The organism is Xylophilus sp. PBN-3R (assembly GCF_057747805.1).
Map to the genome: position 1 here is coordinate 3,799,115 of NZ_CM173225.1, position 19,917 is coordinate 3,819,031.

Sequence of the window (19,917 nt, forward strand, 5' to 3'; positions counted from 1 at the left end):
CGGTTCGACGTGGGTCGTCGGCGGCGCGATGGAGTTGTCGGCGTCGTAGCCGTTGTAGGCGGTGTCCAGTCCGCTCTGAAAATCGCTCGCCTGCGTCTGCACCGACTGATGCACGTCGCGCGCGGCGGATTCCACCGTGTCCTTCATCTTGCGAAGTTCGTCCAGTTCCATCGAACGGTTGACTTCGGACTTGACGTCGTTCACATAACGCTGCGCCTTGCCCAGCAAGGTGCCCACGGTGCGCGCCACACGCGGCAGCTTTTCGGGGCCGATGACGATCAACGCCACCGCGCCGATCAGCGCCATCTTCGATAAGCCGATGTCGATCACGTTGCGGTACCGCCTTCAGTCGAGAGCCGGTGACGGCTCAAGAACGGGTCTTGGTTTCGACGTCGATCGGAGCCTTGTCCGACGTGGAGGAATGCGCCACATGTGCTGACGACGGCGGAACCGCCGGTTCGGCCGGATCGGCACCGCCGTCCTTTACGCCGTCCTTGAAACCCTTGACCGCGCCGCCGAGGTCGGAGCCGAGGTTCTTGAGCTTCTTGGTGCCGAACACCATCACCACGATCAGCAGCACGATCAGCCAGTGCCAGATGGAAAACGAACCCATGGATATCTCCTAAAGATGTCTGCGATTTTAGGCTGCGCGAAGCGACGCCCGAATGAAAGGCCCTGAAAGCCCGATCAACCTTTTGCCCAGGGGCGCGGGCCGCCCAGCACGTGCACGTGCAGGTGGTGGATTTCCTGTCCGCCTTCGTCGCCGGTGTTGACCACGACCCGGAAACCGCCCTGCGGATACGGCTTGCACCCCTGCTCGAGCGCAAGCTTGGGGGCCAGCAACATGATGCGTCCGAGCAGGGCCGCATCGCCTTCGGTGGCCTGGGCCAGCGAAGGGATGTGCGCCTTCGGAATGATCATGAAATGCACCGGCGCATGCGGATGGATGTCGTGGAAGGCGAACAGTTCGTCGTCCTCGTAGACCTTCTTCGAGGGGATCTTGCCCTCGACGATCCTGCAGAACAGGCAATCGGGGTCGTGGCGCACGGGCGCTGCGGTCATGTCGGTCGGTCTCCGGAGTTTTATTTCTGGCGGTCGATCAGGCGTCCATGGCCTGGTGGCGGTTCATGCGCACCATGCCCAGCAGGATGCGGTAGAGGAACCAGAGCGAAATCAGGGTCCAGGCGATCCAGCCGGGAATGAAGAACAGCAGCCACAGCCAGGAGGTGAGGATGTAGAGCGCCCCACACCAGAAAACCGACCGGAGGCGCCAGCGGAAATGCGATTCCTGCCATGTGCCGGCTGCATCGCCGCGTTTGACCAGGTCGAGCACCAGCGCGATGAGCAGCAGCGTGATCGACGCCTGCGCTCCGGGCACCACGGCGGCCACTGCCACGATGAGATGCAGGATGTAGCTGACCCAGCCAAAGGTGGCCAGGCTGTCGTCGGGTGCGCGGGGTGGCACCGGGACCGGGGGGCGGAAATCTTCCATCGATGGCTCCTTGTTGCTCAATCGGCGGCGCGTTCAGAGGCTTCGCGTGCTTCGCGGGCCTGCACCTTGCGCAGCGATTTTTCCTCGATGCCGCTGGTGCCTTCGCGGCGCTCGAGTTCCTTAACGACATCCGCAGGCGACAGGCCGTAATGCGACAACGCCACCATGCAATGGAACCACAGGTCGGCCACTTCGTTGACGACCTTCTGCCGGTCCCCGCCGTGGTCGGCATCCTTGGCGGCCAGCACCACTTCGGTTGCCTCTTCGCCGATCTTCTTCAGGAAAGCGTCAGGGCCCTTGTGCAGCAGGCGTGCGACGTAGCTGCTCTCCGGGTCGCCACCGCGCGCAGGCAGCCGGCTGTCGATGACGGCGGCCAGGCGGGCCAGCGCGTCGATGGAAGTTGTCTGGTTCATTTGTAGATGGATTCCGGGTCTTTCAGCACCGGCTCGACCGGTGTCCAGGCGCCATCTTTCAGCACGCTGAAAAAGCAGCTGTGACGACCCGTATGGCAGGCGATGCCGGGTTCGTGCCCCAGCTGTGTGACCTTGAGCAGCACCACGTCGTTGTCGCAGTCGAGGCGGATTTCGTGCACCGTCTGCACATGGCCCGACTCTTCGCCCTTGAACCACAGCCGCTTGCGCGAGCGGCTGTAATACACCGCACGGCCCAGCTCGGCGGTCTTTTCGAGCGCCTCGCGGTCCATCCAGGCGAACATCAGCACATCGTTGCTGCCCTGCTCCTGCGCGATCACGGGCACCAGCCCGTTCGCGTCCCACTTCACTTCATCTAGATAACTCATCGGTCGGATTGTCGAGCATGCGCGGAACCAGCCCGTGCAGCGTGGTTTCAGAGTCGGACAGGAATGCCGCGTGCGGCCATGGCATTTTTCGCCTCGCCGACCGTGTGTTCGCCGTAATGGAAGATGCTGGCGGCCAGCACCGCGTCCGCACCGCCCTGCTGCACGCCGTCGGCCAGGTGCTGCAGGTTGCCGACGCCGCCCGAGGCGATGACCGGCACCGACACCGCATCGCTCACCGCCCGGGTCAGGGCCAGGTCGAAACCGCTTTTGGTTCCGTCGCGGTCCATGCTCGTCAGCAGGATTTCACCGGCGCCGCGTCGCACCATCTCGACCGCCCAGGCGACCGCGTCCAGGCCGGTGTTCTTGCGGCCGCCATGGCTGTAGACGTCCCAGCCGGCGCCGCGCGCGTTCTCGTCCTCGCCGCTGCGGCGCTTGGCGTCGATGGCGACCACGATGCACTGTGCGCCGTAGCGAGCAGATGCGTCCTCGATGACCTGCGGATTGGCGATGGCCGCCGAGTTGAAGCTGGTCTTGTCGGCCCCGGCATTGAGCAGGCGCCGGACGTCGTCCACCGTGCGCACGCCGCCGCCCACCGTCAGGGGAATGAAGACCTGCGAGGCCACCGCCTCGATGATCGGCAGGATCAGGTCCCGGTCGTCGCTGGTGGCGGTGATGTCGAGAAAGGTCAGTTCGTCGGCGCCCTGCAGGTTGTAGCGGGCGGCGATCTCCACCGGATCGCCGGCGTCGCGCAACTCCTGGAAATTGACACCCTTGACGACACGGCCGCCGGTAACGTCGAGGCAGGGAATGATGCGTTTGGCGAGCATGGGAATCGGTTTGAGAGCGGTGTGGAAAGCGGTACGAGAAGAGTCTCAGTGCTGCACGGAAAGCCGTTGCGCGCCCGACCAGGTATCGCCCGGCGACAGGCGCACCGGCGTGTCGATCTCGGCGGCTTCGACACACAGCATGTGGCGGTAACCGTCGTCCGGCATGTCGGCCAGCCGGGCCGACAGTTCGGCGCCGGGGTTCCACACCACCGTCTGGCCGAACACCGGGTCCTGTTCGATGGACAGGCGGCCCAGCCCGTCCTCCAGCACCAGCGGAACGGCCGCGGCCTGGTATACGCGGTCGATCTCGCGGTCGAACGTCAGCGCCGCGCCGGACGCCAGCGGTGCCGGATGGGTGTCGTCGACAGAGTCCCAGAACGGCAATCCGCCCAGGCCGTGCAGGCGGGCGGCAGCGATGTCCGAAGTACGCAGATAGCTGTGCAGCGCGAGCGTGAATTCGAGCGCTTCGGCACCGGTGTTCTCGACAATGAAGCCCACCGTCAGGCTGCCCGGCCGGAGCGCGACTTCGAGCCGCGCATTGAATGCATGCGGCCACAGCAGACGGCTTTCGTCGTCGTCACGCAGCGCAAGCACCGCTGTGCCCGGCTCGGCGTCCATGGCCTGCCAGACACGGTTGCGGACGAAACCGTGCTTGGGCAGCGGGCCGCGCTGGTTGAACTGCGGGAAACACACCGGCACGCCGCCACGGATCGCCGTGCGGCCGTCCAGCACGGCCTGCGGGCTGAGATACAGACGCTCGACGCCGTCCCCGGTCGTCCACGACAGCACCTGGGCGCCCTGCAACGACACGATGGCACGGTCGCCCTCCGGCAGGGCCAGCACCAGGCAGTCCTGGCCGCGGAAATTCACGGCCTGCGTTGCCATGACCTCAGACCGCCAGTTCGTCGGCGCGCACCTGCGCAGCCGTGAAGTCGAGGTCGCCCGAGTAGATGGCGCGGCCGCAGATGACTCCTTCGACGCCTTCGGATTCGACGGCGCAAAGCTGCTCGATGTCGGCCATGTTGGACAGGCCGCCCGAGGCGATGACCGGAATGGTCAGCGCCTGCGCCAGCTTGACGGTGGCGTCGATGTTGATGCCCGACAGCATGCCGTCGCGGCCGATGTCGGTGTAGATGATGGATTCGACGCCCCAGTCCTCGAACTTCTTTGCGAGGTCGACCACCTCGTGGCCGGTCAGCTTGCTCCAGCCGTCGGTGGCGACCTTGCCGTCCTTTGCGTCCAGGCCCACGATGATGTGACCGCCGAAAGCGCTGCAGGCGTCCTTCAGGAAACCCGGGTTCTTGACCGCGGCGGTTCCGATGATCACGTAGCGCAGGCCGCCGTCGATGTATTTCTCGATGGTGTCCAGGTCTCGGATACCGCCGCCCAGCTGCACCGGGATATCGTTGCCGACCGCCTTCAGGATGGAGCGGATGGCCGTCGCGTTCTGCGGCTTGCCGGCGAAGGCGCCGTTCAGATCGACCAGGTGCAGGCGGCGCGCACCGGCGGCCACCCATTTCAGCGCCATCGCGGCGGGGTCTTCACCGAAGGTGGTGGATTGGTCCATGTCGCCTTGCTTGAGGCGGACGCAGTGACCGTCTTTGAGATCGATGGCAGGGATGAGAAGCATGGTGCCGGCAGCAGCTAGATGAAAGGAAGGGGGGGTTGGACCCGTCAGGGGTTCCAGGAGAGGAAGTTGCGATAAAGCGCCAGTCCGTGGTCGGCGCTCTTCTCAGGATGGAACTGAGTCGCAAAAATGTTATCGCGTGCAACGGCTGCGGTAAAGCGTGCACCGTAGTCCGCCTCGCCAGCGCTATGGCGCTTGTCGGTCGGCCGTGCATAGAAGCTGTGCACGAAATAGAACCAGGCGCCGTCGGGAACTCCGGCCCAGATGGGGTGCGGTGCGCCGCCGTCCGCCGGCGTCTGGAACACCTGGTTCCAGCCCATCTGCGGCACCTTGAAACGGCTGCCGTCCGGTTGCAGCCGGCCGGCCAGGTCGAACTTGTCGACCGATCCCGCAATCAGGCCCAGGCCGTCGGTCGGGCCTTCCTGGCTGCGGTCGAGCAGCATCTGCATGCCGACACACACACCGAAGAGCGGTTTTTGCGCCGCCGCCTCCAGCACCGACGCGCGCAGGCCGGAATCGGCGAGTTCACGCATGCAGTCGGGCATGGCGCCCTGGCCGGGCAGCACGACGCGGTCGGCGGCACGCACCGTTTCGGGTTCTGCCGTCACCACCACGTTCCATCCCGTGCCCAGGGCGGCGTGCTGCACCGCCTGCGAGACCGAACGCAGGTTTCCCATGCCGTAGTCGACCACGGCCACCGTTTTGGAAGAAGTCATGTCAACAAGCCCCGGCAAGATAGGTGCCAGCAGCCTTTCCTTTTGGAAAAATCAGAGCGAACCTTTGGTGGAAGGGATCACGCCTACGGCACGTGGATCGCGTTCCAGTGCCGCGCGCAAGGCGCGGGCAAAAGCCTTGAAGACAGTCTCGGCCTGATGGTGCGCATTGACGCCCTTCAGGTTGTCGATGTGCAGCGTGACACCGGCGTGGTTGACGAATCCCTGGAAGAACTCGAAGGTGAGCTGGGTGTCGAAAGCGCCGACCATGCCGCTGGTGAAAGGCACTTCCATGTGCAGGCCGGGCCGGCCGGAAAAGTCGACCACCACCCGCGACAGGGCTTCGTCGAGCGGCACGTAGGCGTGGCCGTAGCGGCGGATGCCGCGTTTGTCGCCCACCGCCACGGCAAAGGCCTGGCCCAGCGTGATGCCCACGTCTTCGACCGTGTGGTGGCCGTCGATGTGCAGGTCGCCTTCGCAATGGATGTCGAGGTCGATCAGGCCGTGGCGGGCGATCTGGTCGAGCATGTGGTCGAAAAAACCGATGCCGGTGGCCAGCGTGGCCTTGCCGGTGCCGTCGAGGTTGATGCGCGCCGTGATGCGGGTCTCGGCGGTGTTGCGGGTGACCTCGGCGGTGCGGTCGGCGCTGTTCTGTACGGAAAGGGCGGTGGTCATGGGGTGTTGGGCAGGCTGGTCGCCAGGGCCGAAATGAGCTGCGAATTCTCTTCGGCGGTGCCGACGGTCAGACGCAGGCAACCGGCCAGCGACACATGCATTGTAGAAACGTTCTTGACGAGTACACCAGCGGCCCGCAGGGCGGCGAAGACCCGGGCGGCGCCGGCGTTGTCGTCCGCGACCCGTACCAGCACCATGTTGGCGTCGCTGGGCCATGCTTTCACGCCGGGCATCGACCCGAGCGCTGCCATCAGCCGATCGCGCTCGGCGCATACCCGGCGCGCCTGCGCGGCGAACACGTCGGTGTGTTCCAGCGCGAACAGGCCGCATTCGGCGTTGAGGCTGCTGATGTTGTAGGGCGGTCGTAGTTTGTCGATTTCGGCCACCAGCGCGGCCGGACCCATGAGATAACCGATCCGCACACCCGCCAGGCCGAACTTGCTGAGCGTACGCAGCAGCAGCACGTGGGCGTGGGCCGACGGCTCGGCGCGGATGGTGTCGATCCAGCTGCGGCCGGCGAAGGGCTGGTAGGCCTCGTCGATGACACAGATGCCGCCCGCGGCGCCCGTGGCGGCGATGACCTTCTCCATGTCGCCGGCATCCCAAAGCCCGGCGGTCGGATTGTTGGGCCAGGCGAGATAGGCGATGGCAGGTCTTTCGGTCGCGATCGTCGAACACAGAGCATCGACATCCAGTCCGAAATCGTCCGGCCGCAGCGGCACGCCGACAAAACGCAGGCCCTGCAGGCGAGCGCTGAAGGCATACATCACGAAGCCGGGCTCGGGCGCCAGCACGGTCGCGCCAGGCATGTCGCACGCCAGCGTGATGAGCGAGATGAGTTCGTCCGAACCGTTGCCCAGCATCAGCGACCAGCCTTCGGGCAGGCCGGCATGGTCGATCAGGGCGTGGCGCAGGGCAGCCACCCGGTCGCCTGGATAGCGGTTGAGGGCGACAGCACCGAGCCTTTCGCCCAAGGCCTGTTGCAGCGTGGGCGGCAAGGCGTAAGGGTTCTCCATCGCATCGAGCTTGACCAGCCCGGCGGAATCCTGCACCGCATAAGCGTGCAGGCCCAGCACATCCTGGCGGATGCGCGACAGCGGCGAGCTCATGACAGATCGGGTGGGGTCAGGCGCATCTCGGCCGCCCGGGCGTGCGCCTGCAGGCCTTCGCCGTAGGCCAGCGTGGCCGCGATGCCGCCCAGCGACTGCGCACCCTGGGCGCTGACTTCGATGATGCTGCTGCGCTTCTGGAAGTCGTACACGCCCAGCGGGCTGCTGAACCGCGCGGTGCCGCTGGTGGGCAGCACGTGGTTGGGGCCGGCGCAGTAGTCGCCCAGGCTTTCGCTGGTGTACGCGCCGAGGAAGATGGCGCCGGCGTGACGCAGCGACGGCTCCCAGCGGTGCGGGTCGTTACTGGAGATTTCGAGGTGTTCGGGTGCGATGCGGTTGCTGATCTCGCAGGCCTCTTCCATGCTGCGGGTGAGGATCAGCGCACCCCGGCCGTTGAGGCTCTTGGCGATGATGCCGGCACGCGGCATCTCGGGCAGCAGGCGATCGATCGCTTCCTGCACCGCGTCGATATAGGCGGCATCGGGGCACAGCAGAATGCTCTGCGCAAGTTCGTCGTGTTCGGCCTGGCTGAACAGGTCCATCGCCACCCAGTCGGGCGGCGTGCTGCCGTCGGCCAGCACCAGGATTTCGCTCGGGCCGGCGATCATGTCGATGCCCACCGTTCCGAACACACGGCGCTTGGCGGCTGCCACATAGGCATTGCCTGGGCCGGTGATCTTGTCGACTGCCGGCACGGTCGCCGTGCCATAGGCCAGCGCAGCCACCGCCTGCGCACCGCCGACGGTGAAGGCACGGCTGACACCGGCCACGTGGGCGGCGGCCAGCACCAGCGGATTGCGTTCACCCCTGGGTGTGGGCACGACCATGATGATTTCGCCAACACCGGCCACATGGGCCGGCACCGCGTTCATCAGCACCGACGACGGATATGCCGCCTTGCCGCCCGGCACGTAGATGCCGACACGGTCCAGCGGCGTGACCTTCTGGCCCAGCAGCGAACCGTCGGTGTCGCGGTAGCTCCAGCTTTCGCCGGAGGCCTTCTTCTGGGCCTCGTGATAGCTGCGCACCCGGTCGGCGGCCACTTCCAGGGCATGACGCTGCTCGTGCGGCAGCGAATCGAAGGCGGCCTTCAGCTCGGCCTGGGTGATCTCCAGCGCGCTCATGTCGGCCACATCCAGGCCGTCGAAACGCGCGGTGTATTCCAGCACCGCTGCATCGCCACGCGCCTGCACGTCGGCCAGGATCTCGGCGACACGCTGCTCAATGGCAGCATCGGTGTCGGCCGACCAATGCAGGCGTGCCTTGAATGCGCGCTCGAAATCGGCGTCGGCACAGGACAGGCGGGCGGGTCGGGCTTGGAGATCCATGGTGTCTTGTGGGTTGACTTACTCGGAGGGAATGGCGGACGCGAAGGCGTCGATGATGCGGCGGATGGGTTCGCGCTTGAGCTTGAGCGCAGCCGGATTGACCACCAGCCGGGAGCTGATGTCCATGATGCGTTCGACTTCGACCAGGTGGTTGGCCTTGAGGGTGTTGCCGGTCGAGACCAGATCGACGATGGCGTCGGCCAGGCCGGTCAGCGGTGCGAGTTCCATGCTGCCGTAGAGCTTGATCAGGTCGACGTGCACGCCCTTGGTGGCGAAAAATTCGCGGGCGATGCCGACGTACTTGGTGGCAACTTTCAAGCGGCCGCCCTGGCGCACCGCATTGGCATAGTCGTAGTCGTTGCGCACCGCCACGCTGACCCGGCACTTGGCGATGCGCAGGTCCAGCGGCTGCACCAGCGAGGCGCCGCCGGGGTGGTCCATATTGTGTTCGAGCAGAGTGTCGAGGCCGGTGACGCCGAGGTCGGCGCCGCCGTATTCGACATAGGTCGGCACGTCGCTGGCGCGCACCAGCACCACCCGTACGCCGGGGCTGCTGGTCGGCAGGATCAGCTTGCGCGACTTTTCCGGGTCTTCCAGCACTTCGATGCCGGCGGCGGCGAGCAACGGAAGCGTCTCTTCGAAGATCCGTCCTTTTGACAGGGCCAAGGTGATCACGGCGCGACCCTTTCGATGTCTGCGCCGATGGCGCGCAGTTTTTCTTCCATGCGGTCGTAGCCGCGATCGAGGTGATAGATGCGGTCGACCACGGTTTCACCTTCAGCCACCAGGCCGGCGATGACCAGGCTGGCCGACGCCCGCAGGTCGGTCGCCATCACCGTGGCGCCCGACAGGCGCCTGACGCCCTCGACCATCGCCACGCGGCCGTCGATGCGGATGTCCGCACCCAGCCGCACCAGTTCGTTGACGTGCATGAAGCGGTTCTCGAAGATGGTCTCGGTGGCCATCGAGGCGCCTTGCGACACCACGTTGAGCACCATGAACTGGGCCTGCATGTCGGTCGGGAAACCGGGATATTCGGTGGTGCTGAAGCTCTGGGCCTGCAAACGCCCCATGGCGGGGCCGGCGGAACGCACGCGTACGCCACCTTCTTCGGCAAGCACTTCGACCCCTGCGTCGCGCAGCTTGTCGATGACGGCCTCCAGGTGGTCGGGCCGGGCCGAACGCAGCAGCACGTCGCCGCCGGTGGCCGCGACCGCGCACAGGAAGGTGCCGGTCTCGATGCGGTCGGCCACCACGCTGTGTTCGCAGCCGTGGAGTTTTTCGACGCCCTGGATGCGGATGTGGCTGGTGCCGTGGCCTTCGATCTTCGCGCCCATCTTGATGAGCATCTCGGCCAGGTCGGCGATCTCGGGCTCTTGCGCCGCGTTTTCCAGCACGGTCTCGCCTTCGGCCAGCGTGGCGGCCATCAGGAAGTTCTCGGTGCCGGTGACGGTGACCATGTCGGTGCTGATGCGCGCACCCTTCAGGCGGGTGCGGCCTTCGGGCAGTTTGGCCAGGATGTAGCCGTGTTCCACCGTGATCTCGGCACCCATGGCCTGCAGGCCCTTGATGTGCTGATCGACCGGGCGCGAGCCGATGGCGCAGCCGCCCGGCAAGGACACCGTGGCATGGCCGAAGCGTGCCAGCAGCGGGCCGAGCGCCAGCACCGACGCACGCATGGTCTTGACCAGGTCGTAGGGCGCTTCGGCCTTGTCGAGCGCGGAGGCATCCAATCGCACACACGAGGTGCTGCTGTTTTCCTGGCGGTCGGCTTTCACACCCATGTTGCGCACCAGCTTCAGCATGGTGTGGACGTCCTGCAGGCGCGGCACGTTGTGCAGCAGCACGGGTTCGGCGGTGAGGAGCGCGGCGCAGAGTTCGGGCAGCGCCGCGTTCTTGGCGCCGGACACCGGCACTTCGCCCCTGAGCATGCGTCCGCCGCGGATCAGCAACTTGTCCATCACTCTTCTCCGCCCTGCGCCAGCCATTCGGACGGCGTGAAAGTCTTCATCGACAAGGCATGCACCTCGTTGGTCTGGATGCGTTCGCCCAAGGTGGCATAGACCCGCTGGTGACGTTTGATGGCACGCATGCCGTCGAACTCGGCCGACACGATGGTGGCGTACCAGTGGGCGCCGTCGCCGTCGAGGGTGATGTGCTCGCAGGGCAGGCCTGCAGCGATGATCGAGCGCAGTTCTTCAGCGGTCATGGAAAACAATCGTGGGGGCGGGAACGGACAACCGACGGCCGGGTGAAGGCGGTCAGTGTCGGATTTTGTAGCCGGTAGTCAGCAGGCGAAGGGCGATGGCGCTGGTCGCGCCCCATGCGCCGGCGACGATCGCCAGGCTCAGCCAGGGCGACACATCGCTCTGGCCGAAAAAGCCGTGGCGGAACCCGTCGATCATGTAGAAGAACGGGTTGAAATGGCTCACCGCCTGCCAGAACGGCGGCAGAGAATGGATGGAATAGAAGACGCCCGCCAGGAACGTCATCGGCATGACCAGGAAGTTCTGGAACAGCGCCATCTGGTCGAACTTCTCGGACCACAGGCCGGCGATCAGGCCGAGCGTACCCATGAGTGCTGCCGCCAGCAGACCAAACACGATGATCCAGCCCGGCGCCGCAAAACTCACCCGCGCAAAGAAAAGGAAGGTGACCAGGAACACGCCGATACCGACCGCGATGCCACGCACCAGCGACGACCCCACGTAGGCGATGAACATGGCCAGCGGGCTCAATGGCGTCAGCAGCACGAACACCAGGCTGCCCATCACCTTGCTCTGGATGAGCGACGACGAACTGTTGGCAAAGGCGTTCTGCAGCACGCTCATCATGACCAGGCCGGGCACCAGGAAGGCGGTATAGGCGACCGAACCGTAGACGGTGACGTCCTTGCCGAGGGCATGTCCGAAGATGATCAGGTACAGCACCGCCGTCAGGATGGGCGCACCGACGGTCTGGAAACCGACCTTCCAGAAACGCAGCACCTCTTTGTAGAAAAGCGTGTTCCAGCCCGTGATGTCGAAATTCATACTGGCACCTGCCAGCGGTTGCCGCCAGCGCCCTGTTCTGCGGCCATCACCTGGAGGAATACATCTTCCAGGTCGGCCTTGCGGATTTCAACGTCTTCCACCGTCAGCCCCGCCATGCGGACAGCCGCGAGGTATTGCTCGATCTGGTGCGCGCCGGGTGCGGGCAGTTGCACGATACGGCCGGTGATGCGGGCTTGGGCGGCGAGTTCGGCCGGCAGTTCGCCGTCGACCTTGAAACGCAGCACATTGCCCGAAGCCATGCTGAGCAGTTCGCTGGTGCGGTTGAGCGCCACCAGTTGGCCCTTCTTCAGCATGGCGATGCGGTTGCACAACGCCTCGGCTTCTTCGAGGTAATGGGTGGTCAGCAGGACCGTATGACCTTCGCGGTTGAGGCGCGCGATGAACTGCCACAGGGTCTGCCGCAGTTCGACATCGACACCGGCCGTGGGTTCGTCCAGCACGATGATCGGCGGACGGTGCACCAGCGCCTGAGCGACCAGAACCCGACGTTTCATTCCGCCGGACAGCTGGCGCATGTTGGCGGTCGCCTTGTCGGCGAGGCCCAGGTTTTCAAGCAGTTCGTCGATCCAGGCGTCGTTGTTCTTCACGCCGAAATAACCGGACTGGATGCGAAGGGTTTCGCGTACGTTGAAGAAAGGATCGAAGACCAGTTCCTGCGGGACGATACCGAGGCGCCGACGGGCTATGGAGTAGTCGGCCTGGACGTCGTGCCCATCGACCAGCACCTTGCCGCCGGTCGCCTTGGCCAGGCCCGCGAGGATGCTGATCAGGGTGGTCTTGCCCGCGCCGTTCGGACCGAGCAGGCCGAAGAATTCTCCGGGCTCGATGTCGAAACTGACGTTGTCGAGCGCCTGCAACGTGCCGCGGGCGGACTCGTAGCGTTTGGAGACGGACTGAAAGGAGATGGCTGCCATGGGGAACCGGCGATTCTAAGGTGTCGCTGCCACCCGGGCTGGCACGGGGCTATCCCAGGACCACCGGCGCGCGACCGGCGTGCAGGGAAAAAAGAGGGATCGGGACGATCAGGCAGTGGCTGGCAACAGGGCCGAAACGCCGTAGAGCGCCGCCAGCCCGGCCAGGCGCGGATGAAGACCGCGCACCATGAACGAACGGCCGAGCGAAAGCACCTCGCGGCGGCAAGCCAGCAGCACCGCCAGCGCCGACGAATCGAAGCGGGTCAACGCGGTGGCATCGGCCACCACCGGCTCCTTGCCCTGCCCCAGGCCCTGCGTCAACATGCGCAGGCAGGTCTGAGCCTGGTCATGCGTCAGCTCGCCAGGCAGGACCAGCACCTGGGCGGTGTCGCCGAAGGTGGAAGCCGGGGGGGACACGGCGTCTGCCACGATCAGCCCTTCTTGGCCGACTGGTTGGCGCTATTGCGGGCCGCCAGCGCTGCGATCAGGCCGTCGATGCCCTTGGCGTTGATTTCCTGCGCAAACTGGCTGCGGTAGGTTTCGACCAGCCACACACCCAGCACGTTGAGGTTGTAGATCTTCCAGCCGGCGCCGTCGCCGGGCGTCTTTTCCAGGCGGTAGTCGAGCTGGATCGGGTCGCCACGGCCGGTGACCTCTGTACGCACGACGACTTCCTTGTCTTCCGGGGCGGCGCGCAGCGGCTTGATGACGATGCTCTGGTCGCTCACCTGCGACAGGGCGCCCGAATAGGTGCGCACCAGCAGCGACTTGAACTCGGCCTGCAGGCGTTGCTGCTGTTCGGGCGAGGCCTGGCGCCACTGCGGGCCCACGGCCGCGGCGGTCATGCGGCGGAAGTCCACGTTCGGCATGATCTTGGTGTCGACCAGCGCCATGACCTTGTTCAGGTCACCGTTGCGCAGGGAGGCATCGGCCTTGATGGCGTTCAGCGTCTCGTCGGCAAGGCGCTTGATGAGCGCATCGGGCGCTTCGTCGGCCGCAAGGACGGACACCGGCAATGCCAGCGTGGCGACGGCCGCCAGGCTGCAAGCCACGCGGGCCAGGAAACGTCGGTTGATCAACATAGGTTCTCCTCGGAATTCAAAGGGGGCAAGCGCATGCGTCCGCCCCGGACAGGTTCGAGCGCAGCATCTCACGACGGTTCCGAACTGCGCCGCCAGACATGCAACTGCCTGCAACCTGGCGATGGGCGGACCGGCGGGCTCGCGGCTACTGGGCGGCAGGATTGACGCCGGCGGCAGGGGCGGCCGGGGCGGCAGGGGCATAACCGCTGTCGTCCAGGTCGCCATCGCTCTCGGTGGTGTCCTTGCGCTGGTTGCGGCGCAACTGCAGGAAGGCGTCGCGGGTGAAGCTGTACTGGTCGAGCGCGGCACCATCGAGAACCGAACTGACCCGCAGCAGGTTGGCCCGGGTGTCGACCACACGCAGGCCGGTCAGCGAATTGCGCACCGCCACGTTGTCGACATGGGACAGCAGGTTGCCGTTCCAGTCGATGGGCAGTGCCGCCGTGTCACGCACGGTGGACGGACCCAGCAGCGGCAGGATCAGGTAAGGGCCGGTCGGCACGCCGTAGAAGGCCAGCGTCTGGCCGAAATCCTGCTTGTGGCGGTCGATGTTGGCTTCACCGGCGATGTCCAGAATGCCGCCGAGGCCGAACACGGTGTTCACCGCGAAGCGGATCCAGGTTTCTCCGGCGTCCTGAACACGGCCCTGCAGCACGTTGTTCACGAACGACCATGGCTCGGTCAGGTTGCGGAAGAAGTTGCCCACGCCGGTACGCACCAGTGCGGGTGTCGCATCGCGGTAGACAGTCGCCACCGGCTTCAGCACGGCGCGATCGACGCCGTCGTTGAAGCGGTAGACACCCCGGTTGAAGGGCTCGAAGGGATCACGCGGATTGGTGCGTTGCCCGGGACTGGTGGCACAGCCGGTCATGACCAGCGCAGCGACCACCACGGCGAACAGGCGCGCAGGGGCACGCAGGCCGCGGCGAAGGGAGGATGTCTTGTCGTTCATTTTTTTGCACCTGCCGCGGGCGTGGGGCCATCGGCAGCTTTGTTATAGAGGAATTGGCTGATGAGATTTTCGAGCACCACCGCCGATTGCGTGGTGGTGATCACGTCGCCGGCTGCCAGGTTCTTTTCGTCGGCACCGGCTTCGATGCCGATGTATTGTTCGCCCAGCAGGCCGCTGGTCAGGATCTTCAGCGAGCTGTCCTTGGGGAACACGTACTGGTCTTGCAACGACAGCACCACCGAGGCCTGGAAGCTCTTGTCGTCGAAATTGATCGATTCGACACGCCCCACGACCACACCTGCGCTCTTGACCGCGCTCTGCGACTTGAGGCCGCCGATGTTGTCGAACCGTGCTGTCACCTTGTAGGTCGGCTGAAAACTCAGACGCAGCAGATTGGCCGATTGCAGGGCCAGGAACAGCAGGGCGGCGGCTCCCAGCAGCACGAAGATGCCGACCCACACATCGCTCTTGGATTTTTCCATTTCTCTTTCAACTCCCTTGCACGAGGCAAGAATCAGGGCATGTCATGACAGCGAGGCGGTTCATATGCTGAACATCATCGCGGTCAGCAGGAAGTCCAGCCCCAGCACGGCCAGCGATGCCACCACCACGGTGCGTGTGGTCGCGCGCGAGACGCCTTCGGGTGTGGGCTTGGCCGAATAGCCCTGCAGCAGCGCGACGAAGGTCACGGTCAGGCCGAAAACAAAACTCTTCAGGACGCCGTTGCCGACGTCGCGCACCACATCGACGCCGCCCTGCATCTGCCCCCAGAACGAACCGGAGTCGACGCCGATCAGCACCACCCCCACGACCCATCCGCCGAGGATGCCGACTGCGCTGAAAACTGCCGACAGCAGCGGCAGCGCGATCACGCCGGCCCAGAAACGCGGGGCGAGGATGCGGCGCACCGGATCGATGGCCATCATTTCCATGGCGGTGATCTGCTCGCCGGCGCGCATGAGGCCGATTTCAGCCGTCAGCGAGGTGCCCGCGCGGCCCGCGAACAACAGCGCCGAAACCACCGGGCCCAGTTCACGGACGAGCGAGAGCGCCACCAGCAGGCCGAGGGCACTCGATGCGCCGTAGCGCTGCAGCGTGTAGTAGCCCTGCAGGCCCAGCACGAAACCGACGAACAGGCCGGACACCGCGATGATCGCCAGCGAATAGTTGCCGAGGAAATGAAGTTGTTCGCTGACCAGCCGGAAACGCCGCAGCGTCGGGCCGGCCAGTGCCAGCAGCCGTACGAAAAGACGTGCCGCCCAGCCCAGGCCGGAAAGCCAGCCGCGGGTTGCCTGCCCGACATCCGCCGGATGCCACCATCTCATGAACCGCTCCTGGTATGCGTGGGCGGGCCGAAGTCGGCCTCGGCGGTGAGCGCCGGGTAATGAAAGCGCACCGGACCGTCGGGCTGCGCATGCACGAATTGATAGACCAGCGGGTCGATGCTGTTGCGGATGGCGTCGGGCGGGCCCTGCACCGCGATGCCTCCGTTGGCCAGCACCACCACATGGTCGGCGATGGCCAGGGTTTCGTCGACATCGTGCGAAACGACGATGCTGGTGAGACCCATGGCGTCGTTCAGCTGCCGGATGAGGCGGGCCGAAATGCCGAGCGATATGGGGTCGAGGCCGGCGAAGGGCTCGTCGTACAGCACCAGTTCCGGATCGAGGGCGATGGCCCGGGCCATGGCCACACGCCGCGCCATGCCGCCCGAGATTTCGCTGGTGCTGAGTGACCGGGCGCCGCGCAGGCCCACGGCGTCGAGTTTCATCAGCACGATGTCGCGGATGAGGGCGTCGGACAGGTCTGTGTGCTCGCGCAGCGGAAAGGCCACGTTCTCGAACACGTCGAGGTCGGTGAAAAGCGCGCCGAACTGGAACAGCATGCCCATGCGCCGACGTGCCGCGAACAGCGCATCGGCGGACATGGGGCCGACATCGACGCCATCGAACTGCACCTGACCGGACTGCGCCCGGATCTGCCCGCCGATCAGGCGCAGCACCGTGGTCTTGCCGCCGCCGGATGCTCCCATCAGCGCGGTGACCTTGCCGCGCGGAACTTCCAGCGTCACGCCATCGAGCACCTTGCGGCCGGCGTAGGCGAAGCTGACATCACGCAGGACGACCAGAGCGTCCTGGGCAGCGGCAGCTGAAGAGAGGGGATCGGGCAGGGATGTGTCCATGAATAGAAAAAGCCGGACGGACGCCCGGCTTGGGATTCGGGATGATAAGGGAAACCCGTAATACCCGGATACGGCTGATACACCACACCGTGTTACCGGGCGTGGGCGGCAGAATCCCCGACTGGAACGGCTTGCGCGTCACGTTCTTCGCGTATGGCAGCAGCCAGCGCAGCGATACCGGCACCAATCTGCCCGACCGTAGCCGTCACGAAGGACAGCCGCATGTCGCGGTCGTCCGGCACGTCGGCATAGAAAGGCCGGCCGGGAACGAAGGCGACATTCTTCTCGACCGCCCGCGGCAGCAGGGCTGTGGCCGACATGCCCGGCGGTAGCCGCAACCAGAGAAACATGCCGCCGGCCGGCCGGTTCCACGTGACGCCCAGGCCGGCCATCTCTCGCTCCAGTGCGGCCAGCATCGCGTCGCGTTTGGTCTTGTACAGCTCACGGATACCTGGAACGTGCCGCCCCAGGAATTCGTCCTGCAGTACTTCGATCACCACCCGCTGGTCGAAGTTGGAGCTGTGCAGGTCGGCAGCCTGCTTGGCCATCACCAGCCGCTGGTAGATCGCGGGCGCCGCCACGATGAAACCCAGGCGCAGACCGGGCACCAGCACCTTCGAGAACGAACCCATGTAGATGGTGTTTTCCGGGTAACTGGCCGCCATAGGCGGTGGCGGCGGCGTGTCGAACCACAGCTCGCCGTAGGGGTTGTCTTCCAGCACCGGCACACCCGCCCGCGAGGCCAGTGCCGAGATTTCTGCGCGCCGCATGGCATCCATGCTGCGGCCCGTGGGATTCTGGAAATTCGGCAACACATAGACCAGGCGCGCACCGTCGATCTTGGCAGCCAGGTCGGCGGCCAGCATTCCGCCACTGTCGCTTTCGACACTGACCAGCGTCGGCTCCATCGGCTGGAAAGCCTGCAGCGCCCCCAGATAGGTGGGCCTTTCCACCAGGATGCGGCTGCCGGGATCGACCAGCACCTTGCCGACAAGGTCCAGCGCCTGCTGCGACCCGGTGGTGATGAGCACGCAGTCCGGATCGACCTTCCACGGCAGGAAATCGGCCACCGCCTGGCGTAGCGCCGGCAAGCCTTCGGAACTGGTGTATTGCAGGGCGGCGCGGGCATCTGGCGCGCTCAGCACCGTGGAACAGGCGGCGGCGAATCTCTCCACCGGGAAGGTGTCGGGCGACGGCAGTCCACCGGCAAAGCTGATGATCCCGGGGCGACTGGTCAGCTTGAGAAGGTCACGGATCGCGGATGAGGTCATCCGGCTGGTGCGTGTCGCGAGAGTCCATTCCTTGGCTGGCGCAGCCTTCGAGACCTGCGAGGCCCGGTCGAAATACGCCTTCTGCTCGGTGGCGGTCAGGGCTTTCGGAGCGGGTAGATTGAGCCGTGATTCATCATCCACCGGCTCGGAAGGCTCGTCCCGGGCCTTGTCGCCGGATGCCAGGGAGCGGTGTGGCGACACTTGCGAATGCAGCACCGCACCGAGCTGTGCAGCGCCTTTATTCGCAAAACTCCTGAGAGGCTGTTGCAGATACATGGCGGTTCTCCGTCAAAAGTCAGACTTTTGTAGGAAATGCGAGCGACCGTCGCCCACCGCACGAAGGGCTCCGGCCCGGGGCGAAGCGGATCGAAAAACCGATCCGCCCTCCCTGCAGGTCAGCGTGGCAGGTCGCTGTATCCCATCAGGAACTCATCCACGGCACGGGCCGCCTGGCGCCCTTCGCGGATGGCCCAGACCACCAGCGACTGGCCGCGACGCACGTCGCCGGCGGCAAACACCTTGGGCACGTTGGTGACGTAACCGCCATCGAAGTCGGTGCTGGCCTTGGCGTTGCCGCGTGCATCCTTGTCGATGCCGAAGGCTTCCAGCACTGGCGACACCGGCGCGACGAAACCCATCGCCAGCAGCACCAGGTCGGCCTTGAGCACCTGCTCGCTGCCCGGCACCTCGACCATCTTGCCGTCCTTCCACTCCACACGAACGGTCTTCAGGCCGGTGAGCTTGCCGTTCTCGCCGATGAATTCCTTGGTGGAAATGGCGAATTCGCGTTCGCAGCCTTCGTCGTGGCTGGAGCTGGTGCGCAGCTTGATCGGCCAGTAGGGCCAGGTCATCGGACGGTTCTCGACTTCCGGCGGCTGCGGCATCAGTTCGAACTGGGTGACGCTGACCGCACCGTGCCGGTTGCTGGTGCCGACACAGTCGCTGCCGGTGTCGCCGCCGCCGATGACGATGACGTTCTTTCCGTCGGCGCGCAGCTGGTTCTTCAGCTTGTCGCCGGCGTTGACCTTGTTCTGCTGCGGCAGGAACTCCATCGCGTAGTAGATGCCGTCCAGGTCGCGGCCGGGCACCGGCAGGTCACGCGAGGTTTCCGAACCGGCCGTCAGCAGCACTGCGTCGAACTCCGCCTGCAGCTGTGCGGGCGTAATGGTTTCCTTGGCCCAGTTGGTGACCTTGGAGCCCTTGCCCAGCGGATCCTGCGCCGCACCGACGACGACACCGGTGCGGATGGTCACGCCCTCGGCGGCCATCTGCTCGGCGCGCCGGTCGATGTGGGTCTTCTCCATCTTGAAGTCGGGAATGCCATAGCGCAGCAGGCCGCCGATGCGGTCGTTCTTCTCGAACAGCGTCACGTCGTGGCCGACACGCGCCAGCTGCTGTGCAGCCGCCATGCCGGCCGGGCCGGAACCGACCACCGCGACCTTCTTGCCGGTCTTGTGTTTGGCCACGCGGGGCGTGACCCAGCCTTCGGACCAGGCGCGGTCGATGATGGCGTGTTCGATGGACTTGATGCCGACGGCATCGTCGTTGACGTTGAGCACGCAGGCAGCTTCGCAGGGCGCGGGGCAGATGCGGCCGGTGAACTCGGGGAAGTTGTTGGTCGAATCCAGCACCGTCCAGGCGCTCTTCCAGTCGTCCTGGTAAACCAGGTCGTTGAAGTCCGGAATGATGTTGTTGACCGGGCAGCCGTTGTTGCAGAAAGGCGTGCCGCAATCCATGCAGCGCGCACCCTGGACCTTGGCCTGCTTGTCGTCGAGGCCGACGACGAATTCCTTGTAGTGCTTCAGACGTTCACCGACGGGCTTGTAGCCCTCCTCGATGCGCTCGTACTCCATGAAGCCGGTGACTTTTCCCATGATCGTGGTGTCCTGCTTT

25 protein-coding genes and 1 pseudogene are annotated in these 19,917 nt (G+C 65.4%); all 26 read right to left on the reverse strand.

The window, feature by feature from the left end:
* Positions 1 to 71: 71 nt before the first annotated feature.
* Positions 72 to 330: pseudogene (tatB, locus tag AC3ANW_RS18110) on the reverse strand (Sec-independent protein translocase protein TatB); the annotation flags it as partial.
* 37 nt (positions 331 to 367) lie between these two features.
* Entirely contained in the window at positions 368 to 613 is a 246-nt protein-coding gene (gene tatA, locus AC3ANW_RS18115) for a Sec-independent protein translocase subunit TatA (protein WP_488342226.1), read from the reverse strand.
* Between the two features lie 74 nt (positions 614 to 687).
* Complete coding sequence (locus AC3ANW_RS18120; RefSeq protein ID WP_488342227.1) at positions 688 to 1,062, reverse strand: histidine triad nucleotide-binding protein; 375 nt, start codon at positions 1,060 to 1,062, stop codon at positions 688 to 690.
* Positions 1,063 to 1,099: 37 nt separating this feature from the next.
* Positions 1,100 to 1,492, reverse strand: a complete 393-nt coding sequence (locus tag AC3ANW_RS18125) for a DUF4870 family protein (protein WP_488342228.1) — start codon at positions 1,490 to 1,492, stop codon at positions 1,100 to 1,102.
* A 17-nt stretch (positions 1,493 to 1,509) separates the two neighbouring features.
* Positions 1,510 to 1,905, reverse strand: a complete 396-nt coding sequence (locus tag AC3ANW_RS18130) for a phosphoribosyl-ATP diphosphatase (RefSeq protein WP_488342229.1) — start codon at positions 1,903 to 1,905, stop codon at positions 1,510 to 1,512.
* Positions 1,902 to 2,291 (reverse strand): phosphoribosyl-AMP cyclohydrolase, encoded by a 390-nt coding sequence (gene hisI, locus AC3ANW_RS18135; protein WP_488342230.1) that lies wholly within the window; start codon positions 2,289 to 2,291, stop codon positions 1,902 to 1,904. Before hisI ends, AC3ANW_RS18130 begins: the two co-directional genes overlap by 4 nt.
* Before the next feature lie 47 nt (positions 2,292 to 2,338).
* Positions 2,339 to 3,118, reverse strand: coding sequence for an imidazole glycerol phosphate synthase subunit HisF (hisF, locus tag AC3ANW_RS18140; protein ID WP_488342231.1), 780 nt, complete (start codon positions 3,116 to 3,118; stop codon positions 2,339 to 2,341).
* 45 nt (positions 3,119 to 3,163) lie between these two features.
* On the reverse strand, positions 3,164 to 4,003 hold the full coding sequence (locus tag AC3ANW_RS18145) for a D-hexose-6-phosphate mutarotase (protein ID WP_488342232.1): 840 nt from the start codon (positions 4,001 to 4,003) through the stop codon (positions 3,164 to 3,166).
* A gap of 4 nt (positions 4,004 to 4,007) precedes the next feature.
* Positions 4,008 to 4,748: a 1-(5-phosphoribosyl)-5-[(5-phosphoribosylamino)methylideneamino]imidazole-4-carboxamide isomerase gene (gene hisA / locus AC3ANW_RS18150; RefSeq protein ID WP_488342233.1), complete on the reverse strand. Its 741-nt coding sequence runs from the start codon at positions 4,746 to 4,748 to the stop codon at positions 4,008 to 4,010.
* A gap of 44 nt (positions 4,749 to 4,792) precedes the next feature.
* Positions 4,793 to 5,461, reverse strand: coding sequence for an imidazole glycerol phosphate synthase subunit HisH (gene hisH, locus AC3ANW_RS18155; protein WP_488342234.1), 669 nt, complete (start codon positions 5,459 to 5,461; stop codon positions 4,793 to 4,795).
* A 51-nt stretch (positions 5,462 to 5,512) separates the two neighbouring features.
* Complete coding sequence (hisB, locus tag AC3ANW_RS18160) at positions 5,513 to 6,133, reverse strand: imidazoleglycerol-phosphate dehydratase HisB (RefSeq protein ID WP_488342235.1); 621 nt, start codon at positions 6,131 to 6,133, stop codon at positions 5,513 to 5,515.
* Entirely contained in the window at positions 6,130 to 7,242 is a 1,113-nt protein-coding gene (locus AC3ANW_RS18165) for a pyridoxal phosphate-dependent aminotransferase (RefSeq protein WP_488342236.1), read from the reverse strand. Before AC3ANW_RS18165 ends, hisB begins: the two co-directional genes overlap by 4 nt.
* Positions 7,239 to 8,570 (reverse strand): histidinol dehydrogenase, encoded by a 1,332-nt coding sequence (hisD, locus tag AC3ANW_RS18170; RefSeq protein WP_488342237.1) that lies wholly within the window; start codon positions 8,568 to 8,570, stop codon positions 7,239 to 7,241. The genes AC3ANW_RS18165 and hisD overlap by 4 nt, the downstream gene beginning before the upstream one ends.
* Positions 8,571 to 8,588: 18 nt before the next feature.
* Entirely contained in the window at positions 8,589 to 9,245 is a 657-nt protein-coding gene (gene hisG / locus AC3ANW_RS18175) for an ATP phosphoribosyltransferase (RefSeq protein WP_488342238.1), read from the reverse strand.
* Entirely contained in the window at positions 9,242 to 10,531 is a 1,290-nt protein-coding gene (murA, locus tag AC3ANW_RS18180; protein ID WP_488342239.1) for a UDP-N-acetylglucosamine 1-carboxyvinyltransferase, read from the reverse strand. Before murA ends, hisG begins: the two co-directional genes overlap by 4 nt.
* On the reverse strand, positions 10,531 to 10,779 hold the full coding sequence (locus tag AC3ANW_RS18185) for a BolA family protein (protein ID WP_488342240.1): 249 nt from the start codon (positions 10,777 to 10,779) through the stop codon (positions 10,531 to 10,533). Before AC3ANW_RS18185 ends, murA begins: the two co-directional genes overlap by 1 nt.
* 52 nt (positions 10,780 to 10,831) lie before the next feature.
* On the reverse strand, positions 10,832 to 11,590 hold the full coding sequence (locus tag AC3ANW_RS18190) for an ABC transporter permease (RefSeq protein WP_488345457.1): 759 nt from the start codon (positions 11,588 to 11,590) through the stop codon (positions 10,832 to 10,834).
* A gap of 8 nt (positions 11,591 to 11,598) precedes the next feature.
* Positions 11,599 to 12,537: an ABC transporter ATP-binding protein gene (locus AC3ANW_RS18195; RefSeq protein WP_488342241.1), complete on the reverse strand. Its 939-nt coding sequence runs from the start codon at positions 12,535 to 12,537 to the stop codon at positions 11,599 to 11,601.
* A gap of 108 nt (positions 12,538 to 12,645) precedes the next feature.
* Positions 12,646 to 12,915, reverse strand: coding sequence for an STAS domain-containing protein (locus AC3ANW_RS18200; RefSeq protein ID WP_488345458.1), 270 nt, complete (start codon positions 12,913 to 12,915; stop codon positions 12,646 to 12,648).
* A 53-nt stretch (positions 12,916 to 12,968) separates the two neighbouring features.
* Positions 12,969 to 13,619, reverse strand: a complete 651-nt coding sequence (locus AC3ANW_RS18205) for an MlaC/ttg2D family ABC transporter substrate-binding protein (RefSeq protein WP_488342242.1) — start codon at positions 13,617 to 13,619, stop codon at positions 12,969 to 12,971.
* Positions 13,620 to 13,764: 145 nt separating this feature from the next.
* Positions 13,765 to 14,571 (reverse strand): MlaA family lipoprotein, encoded by an 807-nt coding sequence (locus AC3ANW_RS18210; RefSeq protein ID WP_488342243.1) that lies wholly within the window; start codon positions 14,569 to 14,571, stop codon positions 13,765 to 13,767.
* Positions 14,568 to 15,053, reverse strand: coding sequence for an outer membrane lipid asymmetry maintenance protein MlaD (gene mlaD / locus AC3ANW_RS18215; RefSeq protein WP_488342244.1), 486 nt, complete (start codon positions 15,051 to 15,053; stop codon positions 14,568 to 14,570). Before mlaD ends, AC3ANW_RS18210 begins: the two co-directional genes overlap by 4 nt.
* 60 nt (positions 15,054 to 15,113) lie before the next feature.
* Complete coding sequence (gene mlaE / locus AC3ANW_RS18220) at positions 15,114 to 15,896, reverse strand: lipid asymmetry maintenance ABC transporter permease subunit MlaE (RefSeq protein WP_488342245.1); 783 nt, start codon at positions 15,894 to 15,896, stop codon at positions 15,114 to 15,116.
* Positions 15,893 to 16,753 carry an ABC transporter ATP-binding protein gene (locus AC3ANW_RS18225; RefSeq protein ID WP_488342246.1) on the reverse strand — a complete coding sequence of 287 codons (861 nt, stop codon included), beginning with the start codon at positions 16,751 to 16,753 and terminating at the stop codon, positions 15,893 to 15,895. Before AC3ANW_RS18225 ends, mlaE begins: the two co-directional genes overlap by 4 nt.
* Positions 16,754 to 16,845: 92 nt before the next feature.
* The gene (locus AC3ANW_RS18230) at positions 16,846 to 18,024 is read right to left on the reverse strand and encodes an aminotransferase-like domain-containing protein (protein ID WP_488345459.1); all 1,179 of its coding nucleotides are present in this window, start codon (positions 18,022 to 18,024) and stop codon (positions 16,846 to 16,848) included.
* A gap of 395 nt (positions 18,025 to 18,419) precedes the next feature.
* Positions 18,420 to 19,898: a glutamate synthase subunit beta gene (locus AC3ANW_RS18235; protein WP_488342247.1), complete on the reverse strand. Its 1,479-nt coding sequence runs from the start codon at positions 19,896 to 19,898 to the stop codon at positions 18,420 to 18,422.
* Positions 19,899 to 19,917: the final 19 nt, after the last annotated feature.

Bases quoted from the DNA above. Each gene is read 5' to 3' on its own strand.
- tatA (WP_488342226.1), bottom strand. From the start codon at position 613: ATGGGTTCGTTTTCCATCTGGCACTGGCTGATCGTGCTGCTGATCGTG.
- AC3ANW_RS18120 (WP_488342227.1), bottom strand. From the start codon at position 1,062: ATGACCGCAGCGCCCGTGCGCCACGACCCCGATTGCCTGTTCTGCAGG.
- AC3ANW_RS18125 (WP_488342228.1), bottom strand. From the start codon at position 1,492: ATGGAAGATTTCCGCCCCCCGGTCCCGGTGCCACCCCGCGCACCCGAC.
- AC3ANW_RS18130 (WP_488342229.1), bottom strand. From the start codon at position 1,905: ATGAACCAGACAACTTCCATCGACGCGCTGGCCCGCCTGGCCGCCGTC.
- hisI (WP_488342230.1), bottom strand. From the start codon at position 2,291: ATGAGTTATCTAGATGAAGTGAAGTGGGACGCGAACGGGCTGGTGCCC.
- hisF (WP_488342231.1), bottom strand. From the start codon at position 3,118: ATGCTCGCCAAACGCATCATTCCCTGCCTCGACGTTACCGGCGGCCGT.
- AC3ANW_RS18145 (WP_488342232.1), bottom strand. From the start codon at position 4,003: ATGGCAACGCAGGCCGTGAATTTCCGCGGCCAGGACTGCCTGGTGCTG.
- hisA (WP_488342233.1), bottom strand. From the start codon at position 4,748: ATGCTTCTCATCCCTGCCATCGATCTCAAAGACGGTCACTGCGTCCGC.
- hisH (WP_488342234.1), bottom strand. From the start codon at position 5,461: ATGACTTCTTCCAAAACGGTGGCCGTGGTCGACTACGGCATGGGAAAC.
- hisB (WP_488342235.1), bottom strand. From the start codon at position 6,133: ATGACCACCGCCCTTTCCGTACAGAACAGCGCCGACCGCACCGCCGAG.
- AC3ANW_RS18165 (WP_488342236.1), bottom strand. From the start codon at position 7,242: ATGAGCTCGCCGCTGTCGCGCATCCGCCAGGATGTGCTGGGCCTGCAC.
- hisD (WP_488342237.1), bottom strand. From the start codon at position 8,570: ATGGATCTCCAAGCCCGACCCGCCCGCCTGTCCTGTGCCGACGCCGAT.
- murA (WP_488342239.1), bottom strand. From the start codon at position 10,531: ATGGACAAGTTGCTGATCCGCGGCGGACGCATGCTCAGGGGCGAAGTG.
- AC3ANW_RS18185 (WP_488342240.1), bottom strand. From the start codon at position 10,779: ATGACCGCTGAAGAACTGCGCTCGATCATCGCTGCAGGCCTGCCCTGC.
- AC3ANW_RS18195 (WP_488342241.1), bottom strand. From the start codon at position 12,537: ATGGCAGCCATCTCCTTTCAGTCCGTCTCCAAACGCTACGAGTCCGCC.
- AC3ANW_RS18205 (WP_488342242.1), bottom strand. From the start codon at position 13,619: ATGTTGATCAACCGACGTTTCCTGGCCCGCGTGGCTTGCAGCCTGGCG.
- AC3ANW_RS18210 (WP_488342243.1), bottom strand. From the start codon at position 14,571: ATGAACGACAAGACATCCTCCCTTCGCCGCGGCCTGCGTGCCCCTGCG.
- mlaD (WP_488342244.1), bottom strand. From the start codon at position 15,053: ATGGAAAAATCCAAGAGCGATGTGTGGGTCGGCATCTTCGTGCTGCTG.
- mlaE (WP_488342245.1), bottom strand. From the start codon at position 15,896: ATGAGATGGTGGCATCCGGCGGATGTCGGGCAGGCAACCCGCGGCTGG.
- AC3ANW_RS18225 (WP_488342246.1), bottom strand. From the start codon at position 16,753: ATGGACACATCCCTGCCCGATCCCCTCTCTTCAGCTGCCGCTGCCCAG.
- AC3ANW_RS18230 (WP_488345459.1), bottom strand. From the start codon at position 18,024: ATGACCTCATCCGCGATCCGTGACCTTCTCAAGCTGACCAGTCGCCCC.
- AC3ANW_RS18235 (WP_488342247.1), bottom strand. From the start codon at position 19,898: ATGGGAAAAGTCACCGGCTTCATGGAGTACGAGCGCATCGAGGAGGGC.